The organism is Rhodoferax saidenbachensis (assembly GCF_001955715.1).
Lineage (GTDB): Bacteria > Pseudomonadota > Gammaproteobacteria > Burkholderiales > Burkholderiaceae_C > Allorhodoferax > Allorhodoferax saidenbachensis.
On the sequence record NZ_CP019239.1, the window covers coordinates 2652179 to 2674979 of the forward strand.

A 22801-nucleotide genomic window follows, 5' to 3' on the forward strand; every position below is an offset into this window, starting at 1 on the left:
TCACTTTCGGATGTAGACCACCACGATGGACCTCAAACAGCTGGAATACTTTGTACGCGTAGCCGAAATGGGCAGTTTCACGCGCGCGTCCATCGCGCTGGACGTGGCCCAACCGGCCCTGAGCCGCCAGATTCGCCTGCTGGAAGTGGAGCTGCGGCAAAACCTGCTGACCCGCAATGGCCGTGGCGCCGTGCCCACCGAGGCTGGCAAACTGCTGCTGGAACACGGCCGCGGCATCCTGCACCAGGTGGAGCTCACGCGTGAAGAGCTGGGTGCGGCGCGTGGCGCACTGGCGGGCCGGGTGTCCATTGGCCTGCCGCCCAGCCTGTCCAAGGTCATCACCGTGCCGCTGGTGAAGACTTTCCGCGAACAGATGCCCAAGGCCCAGCTCACGCTGACCGAGGGCTTCTCGGTGCAGATGCACGAAGGCCTGCGCGTGGGTAACCTGGACATGGCGGTGCTTTACAACCCCGAGCAGTCGGCCGATCTGGAAATGTCCACGCTGGACGAAGACGAGTTGTCGCTGATCTCTCCCAACCCGCTGGTGGGCCTGGCGTCCAAGGGCAAACGCACCGGCCGCGCCACCACCGCCATCAGCCTGGCCGAGGTGGCCGAACTGCCGCTGATCCTGCCCAGCCGGCCCAACGCCTTCCGCATCCTGCTGGAGGGCGAGATGATGACGATTGGCCGGCGCCCCAACGTGATGATGGAGGTGGACGGCCTCAACGCCATCCTGAATCTGGTGAAAGAAGGCATGGGCCACGCCGTGCTGCCCAGCTACACACTGAGCAACTTTGACAACCCCGACCCGTTCAGCGTGCAGTCCATCCACAGCCCGCGCATCATGAGCCAACTGATGCTGGTGTGGTCAGCGCGGCGACCTATCACCCAGACACAGAAAAAGGCCATGGAAGTGGTGACGCAGGTGGTGCTCAAGGCGATTGAGCGCTGAGGGTTGCGCCACACACTCGCGTCCGCCTCGTATTCCCCTCCGTTCGCCCTCCCTTCCGTTCGGGCTGAGCCTGTCGAAGCCTTCAATAGGTTCTTGACTGGCAAATGCGGCTTCGACAAGCTCAGCCCGAACGGGGAGATTTGCGCAGTCTTGTCTCAGGCCGTTTTTGCATAGCTGGTATCGCGTTATTCAACTTGCTGCGGCCCTGCCGAAACCCGCACACTGCGAGGCAATACTTACAACAGCCATCCAGGAGACTCGGTTCATGTCCAAATTCACTACAAAATTCATAGCTGCTTGCGCACTATCCATGGGGGCTGCAGGCCTTTTTTATACAAATTCTGCACTGGCGCAGGCTGCAGCCACTTACCCCAACAAACCCATCCGCCTGGTCGTGCCCTTCACACCCGGAGGCTCCACCGACATCCTGGCGCGCGCCATCGGGCAAAAACTCACCGAAGCCTGGGGCCAGCCCGTAGTCATTGACAACGTGCCCGGCGCAGGCGGCGCCATTGGAGCGGACAAGGTGGCCAAGGCGCCTGCCGACGGCTACACCCTGCTGATGGGCCACATCGGCACGCTGGCGGTCAACCCGTCGCTGTACCCCAACCTGCCCTATGACCCGGTCAAGAGCTTTGCGCCCGTGGCCTGGGTGGCGCGTGTGCCCAATGTGCTGGTGGTCAACGCCAGCCTGCCGGCCAAAAATGTGAAAGAACTCGTGGCACTGGCCAAGGCCAAACCCGGCCAGCTCAACTACGGCTCAGGTGGCAACGGCAGCGCAGCCAACCTGGCCACCGAATACTTCAAGCTGCAGACCGAAACCTCGCTGCTGCACATCCCCTACCGCGGCACAGCACCTGCGGTCAGCGATCTGATGGGCGGGCAAATCCAGGTCTTGTTCACCGGCGCACCGGCCGTGATCGGCCAGGTGAAAAGCGGCACCCTGCGCGCGCTGGCCGTCTCCAGCCCCGAGCGCCTGGAGAGCTTCCCCGGCGTACCGACCGTCGCAGAGTCAGGCTACAAAGGCTTTGAGGCCGACCAGTGGTACGGCGTGGTCGCACCCGCAGGCACGGCACCCGAGATCGTCGCCAAGCTGAACACACAGATCAACCTGTCGCTGTCCTCTCCTGAACTGAAAACCCGCCTCAACAACGAAGGTGCCATTGCCACACCCAACACGCCTGCCGTGTTCGGTCAGTTGATCGTGCGGGAGATTGCGCGGTGGAAGCCGGTGATTAGTGGGGGACGGGTTAAGGCGGATTGATTTGTCGGTGGGCTGACTTGGCTGTGGTCAGTTCGTCACTCACGTCAACTTTGGATTTGACCGGCACACCAAAGTGCCTGCACGTCTGTGTCGAACAACCTGTCAGCTGTCATTTCTTACCTCTTCCGGTCCAGAGCGGAATGCCAAGCAGCGCCAACAGCGGCCAGAAGAGGGCTCCAAGGATCTCAAATGGATTGGCCTCGCCAGCCGCCTCTTCAAACTGGAGTTGCTTGACGCCAGGCAACTCAGGATGCAATTGCCGCGCACGATCGATGTCTGACACCCTCGGAGTTGCCGAACACTCGCATAGAACGCATTGACTCCCCGAGGGTTTGTTCGGGCTCCCACAAGCAAGACAGCGCCAGACGTAACTCGGCATGATGGCTAACTTTGTATGGGCCGCAGAAACGCGGAATAACGTGGCCAAATATTCATTGTTGAGGCGTCCCTAGATTTAAGTCTTGGTTATATATCAGTCTGAAATCCTGTGCGGAGAGCTACCCGACCAACCCCGCAACAGCCCGCGCCGAAGCCACTGCGCTCTCCAGCAGCGGAATCCCCTGCGCCGCATATGAGCCGCAGAAAAACACGCACCGACCATCCTGCGCATGCAGCGCGTCCAGGCGTTGCAGGCGCTTGGCCGTATCCAGCCCGACCAGCGGGCGCTGCAGCGTGGTGTCTTGCAGCACCGTGGCAGCATCCGGTTCTTCAAACGGGTTGAGGGTCTGGAACACGGGACGTTCGCTCTGGTAGTCCGGCAGCAGACGGTTGACCCAGATGCTGACCATGGGCCGGTCCCACGCCGGGTCCAGCAGGTAGTTCACGGGCGCCCAGTCGCGCTGGTGCTTGGGTGCCAGGCGCGTGTCGTGGTGCATGAGGATGCGCACGCTGTCGTAACGGAAGCCTCCCAACACGGTGCGTTCTTCGCGGCTGGCGTCACTCAACATCGGCAGCACTTGGTTGGCCTGGGTGCCGAAGATCAGGGCGTCGAAATGCTGCGTGTGGCCGTCGGTGTGCTGCACACGCACGCCGTCTGGCGTGCGCTCTACCCGGGCAATGTCTGCATTCAGTTGCACCTTGGCGATGCGCTGGGACAGTGCATCGGCAATCGCGGTCGCGCCACCCACGGCGCGGTACACGGGTGATAGCAGAAAGCCGGGGGTGAAGTACTGGGCAATGGTGGTGGCCGGGTAGGCACGCACGGCTGCATGGCTAGCGGTGTTGATGCCGGCGAAACACGGCACCAGAAAACCATCCACAAATACGCGGGAGTAGCCCTGGCCATCCAGCCAGTCGCCCAAGGTGGTGCCTTGCAATGTACCGCTCGCCAGGGCCAGCGGCATCTGCACCATGAGGCGCCCCAGGTCACGCAGGATGCGCAGTGCGTCGGGCTGCAGGGCCACCGTGGGTGGCATCCAAGGCACGGTGCGGCCCAGCACGCGTGTGTTGCGGTAGCGGAAGTAGCTGTCACCGCCCCATTGGGCGAAGGACAGCGAAGCGTCCAGTGGCTGCAGCGCAATGCCGGCGTCGGCAAACAGGCGCATCAGGGCCTGGTAGTAGCCGGGGTAGATGACACGCAGCGGCACGTCCACCGCACCGCCGTCCAGATCAACGCGGTGCGCGCCGATGCCGATACGCGGCTGGCGCTCCAGCAGCGTGACATGGTGTTTGTCTCCAAGGTACCAGGCCGCGGCCAGCCCCGCCATGCCGCTGCCGATGATTGCTATTTTTTGTTGTCTCACGCCAGCATGGTAGTGCAGCGGGTGAACGGTTCTCTTGTGCGCCTCGCAACGGACACGGGGTAGGCGCTCTGCTCCGTGTCCCCCGCCCGCGGTGCGGGCTCCTCCTTTTACCTACGCAGAACACCCACCCCATGCCCGTTGCTGGAGGTCTGGCTGTTCTTGCCACCATGTCAAACCCGTTGGAAGATCAGGCGGGTTGTGCGTTTTGCGCAGGTAAAAGGAGGAGGCCGCAAAGCGGCCGGGGGACACAGAGCAAAACGTGCAATCCGCCTGGTCCAGCAGAAACCAAGGCAGCCCTCAAGAAGAAAGTTACTTCTTAAGCAACCGATCCGCGTAATCCTGCCAAGGCGCGTCCTTGGGCACGTCTGCAAACAAGCCCGTGCGCGCCTGATCCGCCACCCACTGCTGCTTGTCGGCAATGGCGCTGGCCATGGTGGGCGCAAAGCCGGCTTCGCTGACCGTACGCGCGGACTCCCGCATTTCCTCGGCACGGCGCTGGCCATGTTGCACGACGCGGCTGAAGAAATAGGCGCCCTGCTTTTCCCAGTCGATGGACGGGAAGGTTTCTGCCAGCGTGGGCAACACATGGTCTTCCACGCCATAAGCACGGGCGGTGCTGTAGCTCTCGATGACCAGCGCTTCCAGGCCCTTGATCATCACGCTGCGGCACATCTTGATGGCCGACGCCACGCCGATCTCGGTGGCCACGGCCTTGGCGTCCATGCCCATGGCATTGAGCAATACCGCAAGCTCAGCCGCCAGTGGACCGCCAAACAGCATGGGCACCTTGATGCCATAGGGCGGCACCGAGGTCATCACACCGGCTTCCACATAACGGCCACCCGCAGCCTCAATCAGCTTGGCGGCCTGCTGCTTGGTGCCGGGAGAGGCAGAGTTCAGATCGAGAAACACAGTGCCCGCCCGCAAATGGGGCGCCACCGCTTCTGCCACCGCCAGCGTGTTGGACGCGGTGACAGCCGAGATGATGAAGTCACTCTGCGCGCACAGCGCCTGCACACCGTCCACAGGCGTCACCTGCGCAGCTACGGTCTGTGCATGCATGGCACCACGTGTGAGGGTACCGTCCGCCAGCTTCAGGTCCCACACCTGGGTGGACTGAAAGTGGGCACGAAGACCGGCGCTGAAGATGCGCCCGACCTCGCCGTAACCCACGACGCCCAGATGCTGCAGTAGCAAGGCCATGTTTGCAGACCTTACAGCTTTGGAACACCCGCCTTGTTGATCACTTCGCTCCAGCGCTTGATTTCGCTGGACAACAGTTCGCCCAGCTTCTCAGGGCTGGAGCCACGGGCTTGCACGTTCAGTTCGTAAAGGCGTTTCTTCACATCCGGGCTGGCCAGCGCGGCTTGGGCTTCCTTGTTCAGGCGGGCGATGACGTCCTTGGGTGTTTTGGCGGGAGCCGCCAATGCGTTCCAGGAGGACACGTCGAAGTCCTTCACACCGCTTTGCATCAGTGTGGGCACATCGGGCAACTGGGGCGCACGGGCGTCACCCATCACAGCCAATGCACTCACTGCTTTGGACTGCACCTGGCCCATCATGGGGCCCAGAATTTCCACTGCCACATCGACCTGGCCGCCGCGCAGTGCGGTGATCACGGCCGGTGTGCCGTTGAAGGGAACGATCAAAAAGTCCAGGCCCGTGCGGGACTTGAACAATTCGGCCGCCAGATTCTGCGTGCTGCCGATATTGATGGTGCCCACATTGAGTTTGCCCGGGTGGGCCTTGGCATAGGCCAGCAGCTCGGTCATGGTCTTGAAGGGTGCGGTGGGCGATGCCAGCACCGCCAGATCGAAGTAGCCCAGGGTGGACACGGGCGCGAAGTCGCGCAATGCGTCAAACGGCAGGCTCTTGAACAGGCCCGCGCTCACCGCGGTGCCGTTGGACATCAGCAGCAGGGTGTGGCCGTCGGGATCGGCCTTGGCAACGGTGTCGCCTGCCACCACGCCACCGGCGCCAGGCTTGTTATCAATCACCACGGGCTGGCCCAGCGATTCGGACATTTTTTGCGCCACAGTGCGCGCGGTCAGATCGGCCACGCCGCCAGCACCAAAGGGCACCACGATGCGGATGGGTTTGGACGGGAAGGCCTGCGCCATGGCGGGGGCTACAGCAAAGGTGCCCAGACCCAGAATGGCGCCAGCGAGGATGGCTGTGAATTTCAAGCGTTTCATGTCTCAACTCCTTATGTAATATGCGCAAGCAGCTATCAAATCAATAGCAATTCAAAAAAAACAGACGGTTTAGCGTGCTACACCCAGCAGCTTGTCCAGCAGCGCAGGGTTCTCCTGCAAGCCCTTGGCCGTGCCACTGTGCACCACGGTGCCGCGGTCCAGCACGGCAGCGGTGTCGCTGATCGCCAGAATGGCCTGCGGGTGCTGCTCCACGATGATGGCCGAGAGGCCCTCTTCGCGGGTGATGCGGCGGATCGCCTTGAGCAGCTCCTGCACGATGATGGGCGCCAGGCCTTCGCAGGGTTCGTCCAGCAGCAGCAGCGTGGGGTTGAGCACCAGCGCACGGCCCACGGCCAGCATCTGCTGTTCGCCGCCCGACAACTGCGTACCCAGATTGGTCTTGCGCTCGGCCAGGCGGGGGAACAGCTCGTACACACGGGCCGGTGTCCACATCGCTGCCTTGCGGCCAGCGCGTGCGGGGCGGGCCACAGCGGTCAGGTTCTCGTCCACCGTGAGCGACTTGAAGATGTTGCGCTCTTGCGGCACCCAGCCAATACCGGCCGCGGCACGTTCGTGCTGCGGCAGCTTGTGCAGCGCCGCGCCGCCAAGGGCAATGGTTCCGCCATGCTGGCGGGTCGCTCCGGCCAGGGTGTTCATGAACGTGGTCTTGCCCGTGCCATTGCGCCCCAGCAGGGCCAGGGTTTCACCTTCGTTGAGGCGGATGGACACGCCGTTCAGCACCACGGCTTCGCCGTAACCTGCGGACAAATCTTCGACTTTCAGCAACTCGGTCATGCGTGCACCTCTTCGCCTTCGGCGTGGCCCAGGTACACCACCTTGACCTGCGGGTCATTGGCGATCTGCTCCGGGTCGCCTTCGGTGAGCACCGTGCCGTTGACCAGCACCGTCATGCGTTTGGCAAAGCTGAAAACCAGATCCATGTCGTGTTCAATCAAAAGAATGGAGACGTCCGAAGGCAAGGCGGCCACGGTTTGCAGCAGCTCTTCGCGTTCACCGGCGGGCACACCGGCTACGGGTTCGTCGAGCAACAGCACGCGCGGTTCGCAGGCCAGCGCAATCGCAATCTCCAGCAAACGGCGTTTGCCGTAGGCCAGCACACGGGTTTCCTGCGCCATGACTTCGGTCAGGTGGAATTGCTCCAGCAACTGCTCGCAACGCTCGGTCACGTTTTTGTTGCCGCCCAATGCCTTCCACCACTGGCCGCCCAGGCCGCGGTGCTGGCTGACCACCATGGCCAGGGTTTCCAGCGGCGTAAGGGTGTCAAACAGCTGGTTGATCTGGAAGGTGCGCACCATGCCGCGGCGCACACGTTGGTGCGGGGCCAGGTTGGTGATGTCCTGGCCTTCGAGGATGATCTTGCCTTCGGTGGGCTGCAGCACGCCGGTGAGCAAATTGATCAGCGTGGTTTTGCCCGCGCCATTGGGGCCGATCAGCGCATGGCGTGCGCCCTGGTGCAGGTTCAGCGTGACGTTGTTGGTGGCGGTGATGCCACCAAACTTCATCACCAGGCCCTGCGCGCTCAGCACGGTAGAAGTGGAAGGTTTTGTCATGGAAGTGCTCATGCCTTGCCTCCCTTCTGGAACCAGGTCCAGGGGCGCACCAGGCGTTCACGGCCCACCAGCACCAGCACCACGAGGAACAGGCCGATCCAGAAAGTCCAGTACTGGGGGGTAATGTTGGAGATGAAATCCTGCATCAGCTTGAAGACCACGGCCCCGGCCACACCGCCGTAGAGCCAACCCACGCCGCCAATCACCAGCACCAGCATCACGTCGGCCGAGCGGTGAAACTCGAACACGTCGAGCGACGCAAAGCCTGTAGTCTGCGCCAGCAAGGCACCCGCCGCACCGGCACCTGCGGCGGCCACGGTGTAAACCACCGCCAGGCGGCTGGACACCGGGATACCAATGGCCATGGCACGCAGGCGGTTGTCACGGATCGCCTTGAGCGTGGAGCCGAACGGCGAGCTCACAAAACGTCGCGCAATCACAAACAACACCAGCAACACCGCCAGCGAATACCAGGCCGAAGTCTGCCCGGCCAGGTCGAACTCAAAACGTCCCAGCACCGGGCCCATCATCACACCTTGCAGGCCGTCAGCACCGCCCGTGAGCCAGTCGAGTTTATTGGCCAGCTCCATCAAGATCAGGCCCACGCCCAAAGTCACCATCAGGCGAGTCAGGTCCGTGCCGCGCTGGATGGTGACGCTGCAAATGGCGCCCAATACTGCGGAGGTAGTAATACCCACCGCCAGGCCCACCAGCGGGTCGGGCATCACGTGTTTGGCGAATAGCGCGGCCGAGTAAGCACCCATGCCAAAGAAAGCGGCGTGGCCCAGCGAAACGATACCGGTGTAACCCAGGATCAGATCGAGCGACAGCGCAAACAACGCCACGATGGCAATCTCGTTGATGATCAGCGCGTGGCTGGACAGCACCCAGGGCGACGACAGCGCGGCGGCCCACAGCAGCACTTCCCACCAGCGCCAGCGGCTCTTGTGCAGCAGCACGTTCTGGCTGGCGGAGTGGTTAGTCGATTGGACAGGGGTCGATGGCGTGCTCATGACTTGCCTCCCTTGCGCACAAACAGGCCTTGCGGACGCCACACCAGGATCACAATCATCAGGCTGTAGACGATGAACGCGCCGAGTTTGGGGATGTAGTACTTGCCGGCCACGTCGGCAATGCCCAGCAGCAGCGCCGCGAGCAGCGGGCCGGTGATGCTGGAGGTGCCGCCCACGGCGACCACGATCAAAAAGTAAATCATGAATTTCAGCGGAAAGGTGGGGTCCATGCCCAGCACGTCGGCGCCCAGTGCGCCGCCCAGACCGGCCAGACCTGAGCCCACCGCAAAGGTGGAAAGGAAAACCACATTGACATTGATGCCCAGACCCGCGGCCACACGCTGATCATCGACCGAGGCGCGCAGGCGGCTGCCAAAGCGGGTTTTGGTCAGGATGTACTGCAGCGCAACCGTGAGCGCCGCGCAGACCGCGATGATGAACAGGCGGTAGTGACCCATGCCCAGCATCCAGGCGCCCTCACCCAGTTCGGTGCGGCCCTTGAGCCATTCAGGCAACTGCAGAATCTGCTGGGTCGAGCCCACAAAGTAATCCACGGCAGCCACGGCCATGAAGGTCAGGCCGATGGAGAACAAGACCTGGTCCAGATGCGGCTTGTGGTACAGCGGGCGGTACAGCGTGCGTTCCAGTACAGCGCCCAGCAAGGCAGCCCCCAGGAACGCGGCCGGCAGGCACAGCAGGAATGGAACATCCAGGCGTTGCATCAGCAGCACGGTGATGTAGCCCCCCACCATCGCAAAGGCGCCGTGGGCCAGGTTGATGAAATTCATCAGCCCCATGGTCACGGCCAAGCCTACTGCCAGGATGAACAGCAGCATGCCGTAAGCAATACCGTCAAAAAGTATGGTCAACATAATTCAGCGAAAAAAAAGCGAAGGGGCGGCCCATCGCTTTTTTGGTTAATACATGCAAGAAGGCCTTGCGGCCACGCTTAACGCGCCTTGCCTGGGTCCTTGACGTCCTTGATCACGTCGAATTCGATGTTGTAGAGCTGGCCGTCTTTGCGTTCCACCTTGCGCAGGTAGATGTTTTGCACCACGTCGCGGGTTTGCGCGTCGATGAACATCGGGCCGCGTGGGCTCTCGAAGATCTGGCCCTTCATGGCGGCCAGCAGTGCATCACCGCCGCCGTTGCCCTTGGTGACCTTGAGTGCTTCGTAGATCACGCGCATGCCGTCATAACCGCCCACCGCCATGAAGTTGGGGCGCAGGCCCTTGTTGGCCTTCTGGAAGGCGTCGACAAACTTCTTGTTCAGTGGCGATGGGTGGGCAGCGGAGTAGTGGTGCGACGTGACCACGCCCAGGGCGCCGTCGCCCATGTCGTTCAGTTGATCGTCATCGGTCACGTCACCGGTGCCGATGAGCTTGATGCCGGCCTTGTCCATGCCGCGCTCCAGGAACTGCTTCATCACCGCAGCGCCTGCGCCAGACGGCACAAACACAAACAGTGCATCAGGCTTCAGGTCACGCACTTTTTGCAGGAAGGGGGCGAAATCGGGGTTGCGCAAAGGCACGCGCAGGGACTCGGTGATCTGGCCGCCGTTGAACAGCATGCGTTCCTTGAAGAACTTCTCGGCATCGATGCCGGGGCCGTAGTCGGAGACCAGCGTCACCACCTTCTTGATACCGTTCTTGGGTGCCCAGTCGGCCAGTGCCACAGATGCCTGGGGCAGCGTGAAGCTGGTGCGCACCACGTACGGCGAGGCTTCGGTAATGCTGGAGGTAGCCGCAGCCATCACCACCAAAGGGGTCTTGGACTGCGTGGCAATCGCGGCGGTCGCCAGGGCGGAAGGCGTGATGCCCATGCCGGCCAGCACATTGACCTTGTCGTTGACGACCAGTTCTTGGGCCAAACGTTTGGTCACGTCAGGAATGCTGGTGTCGTCCTTGATGATCAGTTCGACCTTCTTGCCTCCGATCATGTCGCCGTTTTGCGCCATGTAAAGTTTGGCCGCCGCTTCGATCTGGCGCCCGGTCGTGGCCTGTTGACCCGTCATGGGCAGGATCAGACCGATCTTGAAGGTATTGCTTTGGGCCATGACCTGGCCACCGGCCAATGCCAGCACTGCGAGTGCGGTGGCATTGAGGAATTGTCGCTTTTGCATCTTTTGTCTCCTGCGGGTTATCTAGGGGTAACGGCCTGTGCGCACTATGGCCTCAAAAACAGAGCGTCGCAATAGTAATTTCAGACTCTTAGTTATAACAGTTTGAAATAACTAGGCCGCGGCGTCGAAGCGGTCCGGGCGGTAGGCGCTGTCCAGTGTAATGCGCCCCACCACACGTGACACACAGATGCAAATGCGCTGGTTCTGCTGCTTCTCGTGGGTGCTCAAAAACACGTCGCGGTGGTCAATCTCACCCTCCACCGCCAACACGTCCATCGCGCAAAGGCCGCACTCGCCGCGCCGGCAATTGGACAGGGCCTGCACACCGGCCATCTCAATCGCATCCAGCAGGCTGCAATCGGCGGCCACGGTAATGTCTATCTGCTGGCGCGGTATCTGCACCTGAAACGCCTGTGGCGCGAGCCGTCCGCTGCTGCCAAAGGTCTCAAAACGCAGGTCGGCCACGGGTCGGTTGGCCTGTGCCCAGGCTTGGCGCGCGGCATCCAGCATGGAGACCGGGCCGCAACACATCAGTTGCGCACCAGCGGGCAAGGCGGCAATCTCGCTGGCAAAGTCAATACGCTCCCCATGCGCGGACACGTGGGTCTGCAGGCGCTCGCCCAGAGCCTCGCGAAGCGCCTCAACATAGGCCAGCTCTTCGTCCGAGCGCGCGGCCAGCAGCATGCGCACCTGGGCACCCCGCTGCGCCAGGGTCTGCGCCATGCGCACCAGAGCCGTCACGCCCACACCACCGGCCACCAACAGGTAGGCGGGCGCTTGCAGGCTCAGCGGAAAATCGTTGCGCGGCTCACCCACACGCAGGCGGTCGCCCACGGCCAGCTGCCACATCGCCATCGATCCTCCTCGGCCCTGCTCCAGGCGTTTGACGGCAATGCAGCAGGTCTGGCCTTCAGGTGCGCTCACCAGCGAATAGGTGCGGGTTTGCGGCCGGCCGTTCACCAGCAGCTGCACCGGCAGGTGGGCGCCGGGACCGTGGGCAGGTGAAGACACCGGGGCTGGCGCCTCCAGCGCCAGGGTGAACTCGCGCACCGTGGGTGTGATGTCGCGGTACGACTGAACGCGGGCGTCTGCCCAATACAGATTGGTCGCCATGGCCTTATCGCCCTCCCACGTCGCTGCGCTTGCGGATCAGGCGCACACCGGGCATCTGGTCCAGGCGCTGGCTTTGCACCGCCTCACGCAGATTGCGCTGGGCGATGCGCGAGTGTTCGCGCATCAGGCTTTCGGCCCGCGTACCCTCGCGCCGCTCAATCGCGTCCAGCACCTGCCAGTGCTGGTCCTGCGCCACGATCAGCATGTCGCGCGCTTTGGGGCTGTTGGCCTGCACCACGACAAAACCCGAGGGCGAGGCGAAAGGCAGGCTGCACACACGCTCCAGTTCCCGCGCAATGACCGAGCTGTCGGCCATTTCACTGAGCAGGGTATGGAAGCGTGCATTCAGGTCCACATACTGCGAAAACGACTCGTCGTCGAGCGCACTCTGGCCCAGCACCGCATCGATGGCACGCAGGCACTCGCGGGCCTCGCTCACGACCACCGGCGCCGCGCCGCGCTCGGCCGCCATGCGCGCGGACAGACCCTCCAGCGTGCCGCGCAATTCAATCGCCTCGGACACATCCCGCTCCGAAAACGTCTTGACGGCATAACCGCCGTTGGGCAGCGCGTCCAGCAAACCTTCCTGCTCCAGCCGCATCAGTGCGGCGCGGATGGGGGTACGGGAGAAGCCCAGCTTTTCCACAATCGACAGCTCGGCAATGCGCGTTCCGCCGGGCAAGTCACCCGCCAGAATCATCTCGCGCAGACGCAACAGGGCCTGCACCTGTACGCTGGATTGGCCTGTAGCCCCCGCCTCTATTGCGGGAGCAGCTATAAGTTTGGTAGCAATTGCCATTGATCTTCTTTCTGACTCAGGCCACGGAACGGATGGGAATCACGCCCGATGCAGCGGCTTTCCCGCTCTGCTCACGCGCCACCAGCCCGTCGATCAGGCGGCGCGCCCACATGGAACCCGCGTCGATGCCGAGGTTGTAGAAGGCGTAGTCGGGCCGTTCGTCAATGGCCTTTTGTTGCGCTTCGAGCACCAGCTCATCCTCGCGGAAGATGTTGGCCACGCCTTCGCGCAGCTTGTGCGTCAGGGCCTGTTCTCCCAGACAGTAGTTGCGCGCAAAGGCCCAGAAGTACAGGCAGGTGCCATCCGTCTCGGGCGTGATGGTGTTGAGCACAAAGCCGTTCACGCCACGCTGGCGCTGGCTCAAGGAGGCATCACCCTGGTTGCCGCCGGGCGGGATGGCGCCGGTGCCGGCCTCCGCCACCCCCACGTCAATGGTCACGGTGCACGGCGCTTCAAACCGGATGATCTGCCAGCGGTCCACCGGGCCTTCGTAACCCAGCGCATGTTTGATCTGGCCCGCCCAGAACGGTGGCGCGTCGATGTTGTCCATCCAGCGTGTCACGGTGGCGGTGCGGTCACCATGGGTGGCCACAAACGGCGCTTCGGCCACGGCGCGCTGGCCGATGCTGGAGCCGTGCACAAAGGTTTCGTGGGTCAGGTCCATCAGGTTGTCCACCACCAGGCGGTAGTCGCACTGCACACGGATCATCTTGCCGTCCCCCGCCCAGGCGGGGTCGTCGTTCCAGTGCAGGTCCGGCACCAGTGCGGGGTCTGCCTTGGCCGGGTCGCCCGGCCAGATCCAGACGAAGCGGTGCTTTTCAATGACCGGGTAGCTGCGCACACAGGCGCTGGGGTTGATGGTTTCCTGGCTCGGCATATGCGTACAGCGCCCCTGAGCGTTGTAGACCAGCCCGTGGTAACCGCAGGTGACTTCGTCCCCATCGAGATGCCCCAGCGAGAGCGGCATCAGGCGGTGCCAGCAGGCGTCTTCGAGCGCCGCCACTGTGCCGTTGAGCTGGCGGTACAGCACCAGCTTCTGGTTGCAGATGGTGCGCGGCATCAGGCTGCGGGCCACTTCCACATCGTAGGCAGCGGCATACCACGCGTTCAAGGGGAAAGAAGAGTTTTGGGTTTTCATGGATACACAATGTATACATAAATGCCAAATTTCTCAACAAAAATAGCCTTTCAGACTTTCTATCTGGTATTCCTGTATTCAATAACCCGACTTAAACCTGCCTTAACATCACACCAAGAACAACCCTACAGGAGACCTTCATGACCCGGTTACCCGCCCATTACGACCACGTCGGCAGCTTTTTGCGTCCCAAGTACCTGCTGGACGCGCGTGAACAAAAGGCCCAGGGCACCATCAGCGCCGAGCAACTGCGTCTGGTGGAAGACAAGGCGATTGCCGAGATCGTGAAATTCCAGGAAGACGTGGGCCTCAAGAGCATCACCGACGGCGAGTTCCGCCGCACTTACTTCCACATCGACTTTCTGGAGCAGATCGGCGGCGTCAAGACGGACATCCCCGTCACCATCATCCGCCCCGATGGCACACAAGAACTCGCGCCACCCGTGATGCGCGTGATCGACAAGGTGCGCCACGTCAAGGACATCCAGCTCGCCGACTTCCAGTACCTCAAGTCGCAGGTCAGCGCGGGCAACACGCCCAAAGTCACCATCCCCTCCCCCACCATGCTGCACTTCCGCGGTGGCCGTGCCGGCATCAGCCGTGAGGCTTACCCCGAGCTGGACCCGGCGTTCTACGACGACGTGGCCAAGGCTTATGGCGACGAATTGCGCAGCCTGGCCGCTGCCGGCTGCACCTACGTGCAAATGGACGACACCAACCTGGCCTACTTGTGCGACGAGAAGATGCGCGAAGCCGCCCGCCAGCGCGGTGATGATCCCAACGAGCTGCCCCACCGTTATGCGGCGTTCATCAACAAGGTGGTCGCCCAGAAGCCCGCAGGCATGTTGCTGGGCATGCACCTGTGCCGCGGCAACTTCAAGAGCACCCACGCCGCCAGCGGCAACTACGAACCCGTGGCCGAAGCCCTGCTCAAGGAAATGAACCTCGACGCCTACTTCATGGAATACGACGATGACCGCAGCGGCGACTTCAAACCTTTGCGTTTCCTGCCCAAGGGCAAAACCGTGGTGCTGGGCCTGGTGACCACCAAGTTTGGCGCCATGGAAAGCAAGGACGACCTGAAGCGCCGTATCGACGAAGCCGCCCGTTACGCGCCCATGGACCAACTGGCCCTGTCACCCCAGTGCGGTTTTTCCAGCACGGTGCATGGCAATGACATCGCCGTGGAAGCCCAGCGCGACAAACTGCGCCTGGTGGTGGAAACAGCACGGGAAGTCTGGGGCGACTGAACCCCACGCTGACCAACAAAAAAGGGGCCTCGGCCCCTTTTTTGTTGTGGCTGCTGCCGCAAGCGGCAATCAGCGTGGCTCTTGTGGCGCCTGAGGTGCAGCCGGAGCGGCCTTGGTGCTCATGCGTCCGGTACCGTTGTTCACAGTCCATGGGATGCTGGCAGTCTTGTTCAGGGTCTGGTCGGCCTTGGTGAACAGCGCGTGCCAGAAGAAGCCCGCCTGAATGGAAATCACCGAGAACAGCAGGTAACTCTGAGAACTCGACGCCAGCCACAGGTTGTAGGTAGGCAAAAAGACAAACGGAGAAACCATCAGCGGGATCAGGATGCGTGGCACCTGCATCGCATCCAGCCCCTTGCCCTGGTTGAACAGGTCCCAGTAGTAATTGGTGAACATGCCCAGCACCATCCAGCAGGCCAGATGCCATGCAAACACGATGCCGTGGTTGCGCACCAGCAGCGTGATCCAAGGGGCAGAAGCGTCATCTGCGTTCACGATCAACACCATGAACACGCCGGTGGCGATAAACACCACGAGGTAAATGAACATCAGGAATTTGAGAGCTCTGGACATGGTTTCCCCGGGTGAAGTGGCGGTGCGAATGGATTGCGCGCTATCTTACCGGTGAAAAGGGGCGCTCGGAGCGTTCCTTTTCGGGTGGATCGGGCTGTTTCACGCCGGGTTGGGCTTGCCTACGATGAGGGGTTGGATGTTTTGGGATGTCGGGGTGTGCGCCCGACAGCGCACTCACTTTCTTTGCTTCGCCAAAGAAAGTAAGCAAAGAAAGGCGAGCCGGATTCGTCGGCCCTTCGCTTCGCTACGGGCACGCTGCGTTGCTCGGTTTGTGCGGGGTCTGGCTCGAACTCGCTTCGCTCAAACAATCGCCAGCCCTAGTCCGCCCAAACCTGCGCTACTCGCCTCCTCATTACGGCGCAAACCAAGTAGCCGAAGACCAAACACCCGGGTACCAAATACCGAACTTCGTCCGCGCTACGCGCGGACGGGTATTCATCTCGCTTGGCCGAGCGCAGCGATGGCACGTGAATCGCCCCAGTCCCTTCTGTATGCGCCGAGGAGCGCAGTGGTCAGTGGATCTGGGCTGGCGATTGTTTGAGCCCAAAGGGCGAGTTCGAGCCAGACCCCACTGAACCCGAGCACCGCAGGTTGCCCGCAGTGCAGCGGAGGGTCGCAGACAGTAGGTCGCCTTTCTTTTGGTGACTTTTCTTTGGCGAAGCAAAGAAAAGTTACTGCGCTGTCGGGCGCATATCCCGACACGCCAAGCAAGAAAAAACGCCCCTCAAACACCAACCATCAAATCAACGGAACACCAGTCTTAGCCTGCAACTCATCCCGAGTCACTCCAGGCGCCAACTCCACCAATTTCAACCCCTCAGCCGTCACATCCATCACAGCCAGGTCCGTGATGATGCGGTCCACCACACCCACGCCAGTCAGCGGCAAGGTGCAAGTCGGCAATATCTTCAGATCTTCGGTGCCGTCCTTCTTCTTGGCCACGTGTTCCATCAGCACGATCACGCGTTTGACGCCGGCCACCAGGTCCATCGCCCCGCCCATGCCCTTGACCATCTTGCCGGGGATCATCCAGTTCGCCAGATCGCCCTTGGCACTGACTTGCATGGCGCCCAGGATGGACAGGTTGATCTTGCCGCCGCGGATCATCGCAAAGCTTTCGTGGCTGCCAAAAATACTGGAGCCCTTGATCGTGGTCACGGTTTGCTTGCCGGCGTTGATGAGGTCGGCGTCCACTTCGTCTTCGGTGGGAAACGGGCCAATGCCCAGCATGCCGTTCTCGCTCTGCAGCCAGACTTCCTTGGTCGTTGGCACGTGGTTGGCCACCAGCGTGGGGATGCCAATGCCCAGATTCACGTAAAAACCGTCTTCGAGTTCTTGTGCAGCGCGCGCTGCCATTTGGTCTTGTGTCCAGGCCATGATCAGACTCCCGCTTTCTCAGAAATAGTACGTTTCTCAATGCGCTTTTCGGGCTTGGCATTGAGCACGATGCGGTGCACATAAATGCCGGGCAGGTGCACCTGGTCCGGCGGAATGTCACCGGTCTCGACGATCTCTTCGACTTCCACCACGGTGATCTTGCCCGCCATCGCCACCGCCGGATTGAAATTCCGCGCGGTGAAGCGAAACTGCAGGTTGCCAGACTTGTCAGCACGGTGCGCCTTGACCAGCGCCACATCGGGCACCAGCGCGCGTTCCATCACATAAGTCTCGCCGTCAAACTCGCGCAGTTCCTTGCCCTCGGCCACCATGGTGCCCACACCGGTCTTGGTGAAAAAGGCCGGAATGCCAGCGCCGCCAGCACGCAGCTTCTCGGCGAGCGTGCCCTGCGGGGTGAATTCCAGCTGCAGTTCGCCTGCCAGGTACTGGCGCTCAAATTCCTTGTTCTCCCCTACGTAGGAAGAAATCATCTTCTTGATCTGGCGGGTTTCCAGCAACTTGCCCAGGCCGAAACCGTCGACACCGGCGTTGTTGGAGATGGCCGTCAGGTCCTTGACGCCACTTTCTTTCAGCGCGTCGATCAACGCTTCGGGAATGCCGCACAGGCCGAAGCCGCCCACGGCCAGCAACTGGCCGTCTTTCACGATGCCTTCAAGCGCCTTTGCGGCGCTGGGATAGATTTTGTTCACTGCCGTGTCTCCAATAATGAAATCAGTGACCGTACGATACTACGTAACCATATACGTAGTTCTTCGTAAAGCCCAACCCTAGTACTCCGTTGCCCCCATGGACATCGATTACCGCCTCGCTTTCGATATGGCCCCCGTGGGCCTGGCCCTGTCGCGCAACCGCGCCATCATCGACTGCAACCAGCGCCTGTGCGACATGTTTGGCGTGGAGCGCGAGCAGCTGATTGGCGAATCCTTCCAGGTGCTTTACCCCAGTGCCGACGAATACGAACGCACCGGCGCGCGTATCAGCCCCATCCTGAACCGCGACGGAACCTACGCCGACGACCGCATCATGAAGCGGGTGGACGGCCAATACAAGGGCGAAACTTTCTGGTGCCACGTGACCGGCCGCGCCCTGAACCGCGACGCGCCGCACGAGGCTGGCATCTGGAGCTTTGAGGACCTCAGCGCGCGCCGCCCGGTGCAAGCCGAGCTGACCGCGCGCGAGCGCGAGGTCGCAGCCCACCTGATGCAGGGTCTCACCTCCAAACAGATTGGCAAAACCCTGACCATCAGCCACCGCACCGTAGAGATTTATCGGGCCCGGTTGATGCGCAAGTACAAAGCCAGCACCACCGCCGATCTGGTGCACCGGCTGACTGCGGGTTGAGTCGGGCCTGAGCACGCTATCAGGGTTCACCCTGCGCTGGCATACACGATTGTTCAAAGGAAGGAAGTCCTTTAGACTGCAAAAACACAAATGCAGGGGGAGCTTCGTTCATGTCAGCAGTCTGGACGCCTCCAACGTCTGCTGTTACCCCATCGGTAGAGCCCGAGGTGGTAGCGGCACATGTTGCTGTGCGATATCAATTGTTATGGCTTGCGGCAGGGGTCACGCTGGTGTCTGGCTGCCTGCTGGCATTGACACTGGCTCACCTGCGGACCGAGGCCATCACATCCGGCAGCCGACTGACTGAATCGCTGGCCAAGGTGATTGAAGAGCAAACCACCCGCACCTTCCAGTCCACCGAACAAACCCTGCAGCTCACTGCCCTGCGCCTGGCCCAACTGGAGCTCTCGGGCAGACTGAACGAAGACTCGGCACGCCAGCTTCTGCGCCAGGAACTCCAATCCCTTCCCTTCGCGCGGATTGTCTGGGTGACCGATGCCAAAGGGCGGCTGATCTATGACACCAATGTGGGCAACATCGGTGCCGACCTTTCCGCCACCGAGTATTTCAGGGAGCTGCAAGCCCGGCCGCAAACGCCTTTCCTGATCGGTACACCGGCCAAAAGCCGCCTGGATGGCAAATGGCTGATACCCGTGGCACTGCCGCTGAAAACTGCAGACGGTCGCTTCAAGGGCACGCTGGCCACGGCGGTCGATCCCCTCTATTTCGACGCCTTGTGGAAAACCATTGACTTGCGCACTGATGGTGCGGTGACCCTGTTTCGCCGCGACGGTGTGCTGATGATGCGCAGCCCGTTTGATGACTCCACCATGGGCAAGCGTTACCCCAATGCCGTGTTATTCAAGGACATGCTGCCCCGCAGTCCCGCGGGCAGCTTTCAGAGTGTCAGCTCGATCGATGGCATCGCCCGCATGTTTGCCTACCGGAGCCTGTCCGCACAGCCCGAGTTTGTGGCCGTGGTCGGTTTGTCCTACGACGTACTGCTGAAACCATGGCGCGATCTCGCCGCGCTGGCAGCCGCCATCTGGCTGGTGGCTGCGGCATGCGGCACCTTGATGTGCCTGTTTCTAGCACGGGCCTGGCGGCGGCAAGTCGCGGCACAAACTGAAGCCGGGCGGCTGGCACACCGCCTGCGGCTGGCCACCGATGCGGCCTCCGTGGGCATCTGGGATTGGGACATTGCCCGCACCGACCAGTGGTACGCCAGCCCCACCTACTTCACCATGCTGGGCTACGACCCGGAAGAGGGTTTTGCCGACCGCCAGCAGTGGATCGAACGCCTGCACCCGGAGGACCGCGAAGCCGTGAATGCCCGCATCCAGGCCGTCCTGGCCGGTGCCGACCTGCCCTATGAATACGAAGCCCGCCTGCGCCACGCAGATGGCCGCTACCGCTGGGTCAGAGTGGTCGGGCGGGTACTGGCGCGTGATGCAGAGGGCAAAGCCATACGCCTGATGGGTGTGCGGCTGGACATCACCGCGCAAAAGCAGTCCGAGGAGAAACTGCGCCAGAGCGAGCAGAGCCTGTCCATCACCCTGAACTCCATCGGCGACGCCGTCATTGCCACCGATACGGCAGGCCACATAGTGCGCATGAACCCGACCGCGGAACGCCTGACGGGATGGCCCCTATCGGAGGCCACAGGCAAACCGCTGACCGAAGTGTTTCGCATCATCAACGCGCAGACACGCGCGCCTTCGCTCAACCCGGTGCAGTTGGTCATTGAAAAAGGCGAAGTCGTCGGGCTGGCCAACCACACGGCGCTGCTGGCGCGCGATGGCCCGGAGTACCAGATCTTCGACAGCGCAGCGCCCATCCGTGATGCGGGCGGCCAAATCGTGGGCGTGGTGCTGGTCTTCAGCGATGTCACCGAACAATACCGGGTGCGCGAAGCCCTCGCCACCAATGTGGAGCTGCTGGAGCGCATCGGCGAACTGGCCAAGGTCGGCGGCTGGGACCGTGATCTGCGCACCATGCAATCGTTCTGGTCTGCAGAGACCTGCCGGATCCACGACCTGGACCCGTCGACCACCCCCAGCCAGGACGAGGCCATCTCCTTTTATGCGCCCGAAGCCCGCCCCACCATCGCCGCGGCCGTACAGGCAGCCATTGACGACGGCACCGCCTGGGACCTGGAGCTGCCCGTGATCACCGCCAAGGGCCGGCACATCTGGGTCCGAACCCAGGGCTTCCCGGTGATGGAAGACGGACGTGCCGTCAAGCTGGTGGGTGCATTCCACGACATCACCGAACACCGGATGGCGCAGATCGCCGTGCGGCAAAGCGATAGCCGTTACCGCACGCTGTTTGAATACGCCCCCGACGGCATCGTGATTGCCGATAGCCAAAGCTACTACCTGGATGCCAATGACAGCATCTGCCGCATGCTGGGTTACACCCGCGAAGAGCTGATCGGACTGCACGCTTCTGACATTGTGATGCCCACGGAAGTCCCGTATATCGGGGCGGCGCTGCAGGCTATACAGACCGCGCCTGACTACCACCGTGAGTGGCAGTTCCGACGCAAGGACGGCAGCACCTTCCCTGCTGAAGTGATCGCCACCGGCATGCCCGACGGCAACCTGATGGCGATGATCCGCGACGTCACCGACCGCAAGCAGGCAGAAAACGCCCTGCGCGAATCGGCCCTGCACACGCAGTCCATCCTGGACAACATGGTGGATGGCGTCATCACCCTCAATGCGCAGGGAGAAGTCGCATCCTTCAACCAGGCCGCCTGCAGCATCTTTGGCTATACGCCGGAAGAAGTCATCGGCCGCTCCGCCACCCTGTTCCTGAGCGGCCCGGACCAGGACAACGCCCCCAACCAGCTCGCCGACCAGTTTGCCGACATCGCACAGGGCCGGTCCATCGTGGCGCGCGAGCTGGAAGTCTGGCGCAAGGACGGCAGCCTGTTCCCGATCCACCTGTCCATGTCGCGCGTGTCCCGCGACGGGCAGGCCACGCTGATTGCCATCGTGCGCGACATCACGCAGCAGCGCCAGGACGAGGAGGAAATCCGCCGTCTGGCCTTTTACGACTCGCTCACCGGTCTGCCCAACCGCCGCCTGCTGATGGAGCGGCTCAAGCAGGCCATAGTCACCTCGCACCGCACCGGCAAACACGGCGCGCTGATGTTCCTGGACCTGGACCACTTCAAGCTGCTCAACGACACCCAGGGCCATGACGTGGGCGACCTGCTGCTGCGCCAGGTGGCGCTGCGGCTGCAGGCCTGCGTGCGTGACGGTGACAGTGTGGCCCGCCTGGGCGGTGATGAATTTGTGATCCTGCTGGAAGCGCTGAGCACGCAGCCCCATGAGGCGGCCACCCAGGCCGAGGTCATCGCCACCAAACTGCTGGACATTTTTCATGTGACGTTCAATCTCAACGGCTACCGTTACGACAGCACCCCCAGCATTGGCATCGTAGTGTTCTCGGGCAACGCGGAAACCATGGACGACCTGCTCAAGAAGGCAGACCTCGCCATGTACCAAGGCAAGTCGGCTGGCCGCAACACGGCGCGCTTTTTTGACCCCGCCATGCAGGCCGCAGTCGCCGCGCATGAGGCGCTGGAGAAAGACCTGCGACGCGGCCTCCTGAACCAGGAGTTTGTGCTGCACTACCAGATCCAGGTCAACCGGCAGGGGGAGCCCATCGGCGCCGAAGCCCTGGTACGCTGGAACCACGCCGAAAAAGGCCTGATCACGCCCTACCACTTCATCGCGCTGGCCGAACAGACCGGACTGATCCTGCCGCTGGGGCAGTGGGTTCTGGTGACTGCCTGCAGCCAACTGGTGATATGGGCGGCCGACCCGCGCACCGCAGCGTGGACGCTGGCCGTGAACGTCAGTGCCTCGCAGTTTGCACAGGCCGACTTCGTTGCCAACGTGGCGTATGCGCTGCAGGCCACCGGCGCCAACCCGCAGCGGCTCAAGCTGGAGCTGACCGAGAGCCTGTTGGTGCACGACGTGGAAGACGTCATCGTGAAAATGACAGCGATCAAGGCCTTTGGTGTGGGCTTCTCGCTGGACGACTTTGGCACCGGTTATTCATCCCTCTCCTACCTCAAGCGCCTGCCGCTGGACCAGCTCAAGATCGACCAGTCCTTTGTGCGCGACCTGATGACCGACGCCAGCGATGCCGTCATCGCCCGTACCATCCTGGCGCTGGGGCACAGCCTGGGCCTGACCGTGATCGCCGAAGGGGTGGAAACTGCGGGCCAGCGCGATTTTCTGGCCGACATGGGCTGCGATGCGTTCCAGGGCTATTTCTTTGGGCGCCCCGCTGCGGCCGACACGCTGGGCTAAGC

Annotated in this window: 20 protein-coding genes; 5 read left to right on the top strand and 15 right to left on the bottom strand. The window is 62.2% G+C overall.

All coding sequences use genetic code 11. The features are described 5' to 3' along the window. Positions 1-25: 25 nt before the first annotated feature. Positions 26-952 carry a LysR substrate-binding domain-containing protein gene (locus tag RS694_RS12705; RefSeq protein WP_029708340.1) on the top strand — a complete coding sequence of 309 codons (927 nt, stop codon included), beginning with the start codon at positions 26-28 and terminating at the stop codon, positions 950-952. A gap of 265 nt (positions 953-1217) precedes the next feature. Continuing rightward, positions 1218-2216 carry a Bug family tripartite tricarboxylate transporter substrate binding protein gene (locus tag RS694_RS12710; RefSeq protein WP_051391954.1) on the top strand — a complete coding sequence of 333 codons (999 nt, stop codon included), beginning with the start codon at positions 1218-1220 and terminating at the stop codon, positions 2214-2216. Positions 2217-2325: 109 nt separating this feature from the next. On the opposite strand, the gene RS694_RS20515 is transcribed toward RS694_RS12710, so the two are convergent. The 12 genes from RS694_RS20515 to RS694_RS12765 all read right to left on the bottom strand — a co-directional run bounded on the left by RS694_RS20515 (position 2326) and on the right by RS694_RS12765 (position 13909). Continuing rightward, positions 2326-2499 carry a hypothetical protein gene (locus RS694_RS20515; protein WP_156876174.1) on the bottom strand — a complete coding sequence of 58 codons (174 nt, stop codon included), beginning with the start codon at positions 2497-2499 and terminating at the stop codon, positions 2326-2328. 214 nt (positions 2500-2713) lie between these two features. Continuing rightward, positions 2714-3958, bottom strand: coding sequence for an FAD-dependent oxidoreductase (locus RS694_RS12715; RefSeq protein WP_152528848.1), 1245 nt, complete (start codon positions 3956-3958; stop codon positions 2714-2716). Positions 3959-4267: 309 nt separating this feature from the next. After that, positions 4268-5161, bottom strand: coding sequence for an NAD(P)-dependent oxidoreductase (locus RS694_RS12720; RefSeq protein WP_420805943.1), 894 nt, complete (start codon positions 5159-5161; stop codon positions 4268-4270). Positions 5162-5172: 11 nt separating this feature from the next. Then, positions 5173-6153 carry a Bug family tripartite tricarboxylate transporter substrate binding protein gene (locus RS694_RS12725; RefSeq protein ID WP_029708336.1) on the bottom strand — a complete coding sequence of 327 codons (981 nt, stop codon included), beginning with the start codon at positions 6151-6153 and terminating at the stop codon, positions 5173-5175. Between the two features lie 69 nt (positions 6154-6222). Continuing rightward, a complete protein-coding gene (locus RS694_RS12730; RefSeq protein ID WP_029708335.1) occupies positions 6223-6948 on the bottom strand; it encodes an ABC transporter ATP-binding protein in 726 nt (241 codons plus the stop codon). Then, entirely contained in the window at positions 6945-7724 is a 780-nt protein-coding gene (locus tag RS694_RS12735) for an ABC transporter ATP-binding protein (protein ID WP_152528847.1), read from the bottom strand. Before RS694_RS12735 ends, RS694_RS12730 begins: the two co-directional genes overlap by 4 nt. Before the next feature lie 8 nt (positions 7725-7732). Further along, complete coding sequence (locus tag RS694_RS12740) at positions 7733-8737, bottom strand: branched-chain amino acid ABC transporter permease (RefSeq protein WP_051391953.1); 1005 nt, start codon at positions 8735-8737, stop codon at positions 7733-7735. Further along, positions 8734-9609 (bottom strand): branched-chain amino acid ABC transporter permease, encoded by an 876-nt coding sequence (locus RS694_RS12745; RefSeq protein ID WP_029708332.1) that lies wholly within the window; start codon positions 9607-9609, stop codon positions 8734-8736. Before RS694_RS12745 ends, RS694_RS12740 begins: the two co-directional genes overlap by 4 nt. A 77-nt stretch (positions 9610-9686) precedes the next feature. Next, positions 9687-10859 carry an ABC transporter substrate-binding protein gene (locus tag RS694_RS12750; protein ID WP_029708331.1) on the bottom strand — a complete coding sequence of 391 codons (1173 nt, stop codon included), beginning with the start codon at positions 10857-10859 and terminating at the stop codon, positions 9687-9689. 111 nt (positions 10860-10970) lie between these two features. Next, positions 10971-11972 carry a PDR/VanB family oxidoreductase gene (locus tag RS694_RS12755; RefSeq protein ID WP_029708330.1) on the bottom strand — a complete coding sequence of 334 codons (1002 nt, stop codon included), beginning with the start codon at positions 11970-11972 and terminating at the stop codon, positions 10971-10973. A 4-nt stretch (positions 11973-11976) separates the two neighbouring features. Beyond that, complete coding sequence (locus tag RS694_RS12760) at positions 11977-12771, bottom strand: GntR family transcriptional regulator (protein ID WP_029708329.1); 795 nt, start codon at positions 12769-12771, stop codon at positions 11977-11979. A gap of 16 nt (positions 12772-12787) precedes the next feature. Beyond that, positions 12788-13909 (bottom strand): aromatic ring-hydroxylating dioxygenase subunit alpha, encoded by a 1122-nt coding sequence (locus RS694_RS12765; protein ID WP_029708328.1) that lies wholly within the window; start codon positions 13907-13909, stop codon positions 12788-12790. 140 nt (positions 13910-14049) lie between these two features. On the opposite strand from RS694_RS12765, the gene RS694_RS12770 reads away from it, so the two are divergent. Next, positions 14050-15159, top strand: coding sequence for a 5-methyltetrahydropteroyltriglutamate--homocysteine S-methyltransferase (locus RS694_RS12770; RefSeq protein ID WP_029708327.1), 1110 nt, complete (start codon positions 14050-14052; stop codon positions 15157-15159). A gap of 69 nt (positions 15160-15228) precedes the next feature. On the opposite strand, the gene RS694_RS12775 is transcribed toward RS694_RS12770, so the two are convergent. From RS694_RS12775 to RS694_RS12785, 3 genes are all read right to left on the bottom strand, one after another. Continuing rightward, positions 15229-15732, bottom strand: coding sequence for a hypothetical protein (locus RS694_RS12775; protein WP_152528846.1), 504 nt, complete (start codon positions 15730-15732; stop codon positions 15229-15231). 738 nt (positions 15733-16470) lie between these two features. Beyond that, a complete protein-coding gene (locus RS694_RS12780) occupies positions 16471-17109 on the bottom strand; it encodes a 3-oxoacid CoA-transferase subunit B (protein ID WP_029708325.1) in 639 nt (212 codons plus the stop codon). Positions 17110-17111: 2 nt separating this feature from the next. Beyond that, positions 17112-17819: a CoA transferase subunit A gene (locus RS694_RS12785; protein WP_029708324.1), complete on the bottom strand. Its 708-nt coding sequence runs from the start codon at positions 17817-17819 to the stop codon at positions 17112-17114. A gap of 97 nt (positions 17820-17916) precedes the next feature. Between RS694_RS12785 and RS694_RS12790 the strand changes: the two genes are divergently transcribed. Both RS694_RS12790 and RS694_RS12795 read left to right on the top strand, forming a co-directional pair. After that, positions 17917-18471, top strand: coding sequence for a PAS and helix-turn-helix domain-containing protein (locus RS694_RS12790; RefSeq protein WP_029708323.1), 555 nt, complete (start codon positions 17917-17919; stop codon positions 18469-18471). A 110-nt stretch (positions 18472-18581) separates the two neighbouring features. Next, positions 18582-22799: a PAS domain S-box protein gene (locus tag RS694_RS12795; protein WP_081708658.1), complete on the top strand. Its 4218-nt coding sequence runs from the start codon at positions 18582-18584 to the stop codon at positions 22797-22799. Positions 22800-22801 lie beyond the last annotated feature (2 nt).

Coding starts and splice junctions, on each gene's coding strand:
- RS694_RS12730 (WP_029708335.1), bottom strand. CDS start 6,948: ATGACCGAGTTGCTGAAAGTCGAAGATTTGTCCGCAGGTTACGGCGAA.
- RS694_RS12720 (WP_420805943.1), bottom strand. CDS start 5,161: ATGGCCTTGCTACTGCAGCATCTGGGCGTCGTGGGTTACGGCGAGGTC.
- RS694_RS12755 (WP_029708330.1), bottom strand. CDS start 11,972: ATGGCGACCAATCTGTATTGGGCAGACGCCCGCGTTCAGTCGTACCGC.
- RS694_RS12710 (WP_051391954.1), top strand. CDS start 1,218: ATGTCCAAATTCACTACAAAATTCATAGCTGCTTGCGCACTATCCATG.
- RS694_RS12765 (WP_029708328.1), bottom strand. CDS start 13,909: ATGAAAACCCAAAACTCTTCTTTCCCCTTGAACGCGTGGTATGCCGCT.
- RS694_RS12760 (WP_029708329.1), bottom strand. CDS start 12,771: ATGGCAATTGCTACCAAACTTATAGCTGCTCCCGCAATAGAGGCGGGG.
- RS694_RS12770 (WP_029708327.1), top strand. CDS start 14,050: ATGACCCGGTTACCCGCCCATTACGACCACGTCGGCAGCTTTTTGCGT.
- RS694_RS12790 (WP_029708323.1), top strand. CDS start 17,917: ATGGACATCGATTACCGCCTCGCTTTCGATATGGCCCCCGTGGGCCTG.
- RS694_RS12780 (WP_029708325.1), bottom strand. CDS start 17,109: ATGGCCTGGACACAAGACCAAATGGCAGCGCGCGCTGCACAAGAACTC.
- RS694_RS12775 (WP_152528846.1), bottom strand. CDS start 15,732: ATGTCCAGAGCTCTCAAATTCCTGATGTTCATTTACCTCGTGGTGTTT.
- RS694_RS12735 (WP_152528847.1), bottom strand. CDS start 7,724: ATGACAAAACCTTCCACTTCTACCGTGCTGAGCGCGCAGGGCCTGGTG.
- RS694_RS12750 (WP_029708331.1), bottom strand. CDS start 10,859: ATGCAAAAGCGACAATTCCTCAATGCCACCGCACTCGCAGTGCTGGCA.
- RS694_RS12740 (WP_051391953.1), bottom strand. CDS start 8,737: ATGAGCACGCCATCGACCCCTGTCCAATCGACTAACCACTCCGCCAGC.
- RS694_RS12705 (WP_029708340.1), top strand. CDS start 26: ATGGACCTCAAACAGCTGGAATACTTTGTACGCGTAGCCGAAATGGGC.
- RS694_RS12745 (WP_029708332.1), bottom strand. CDS start 9,609: ATGTTGACCATACTTTTTGACGGTATTGCTTACGGCATGCTGCTGTTC.
- RS694_RS12795 (WP_081708658.1), top strand. CDS start 18,582: ATGTCAGCAGTCTGGACGCCTCCAACGTCTGCTGTTACCCCATCGGTA.
- RS694_RS12725 (WP_029708336.1), bottom strand. CDS start 6,153: ATGAAACGCTTGAAATTCACAGCCATCCTCGCTGGCGCCATTCTGGGT.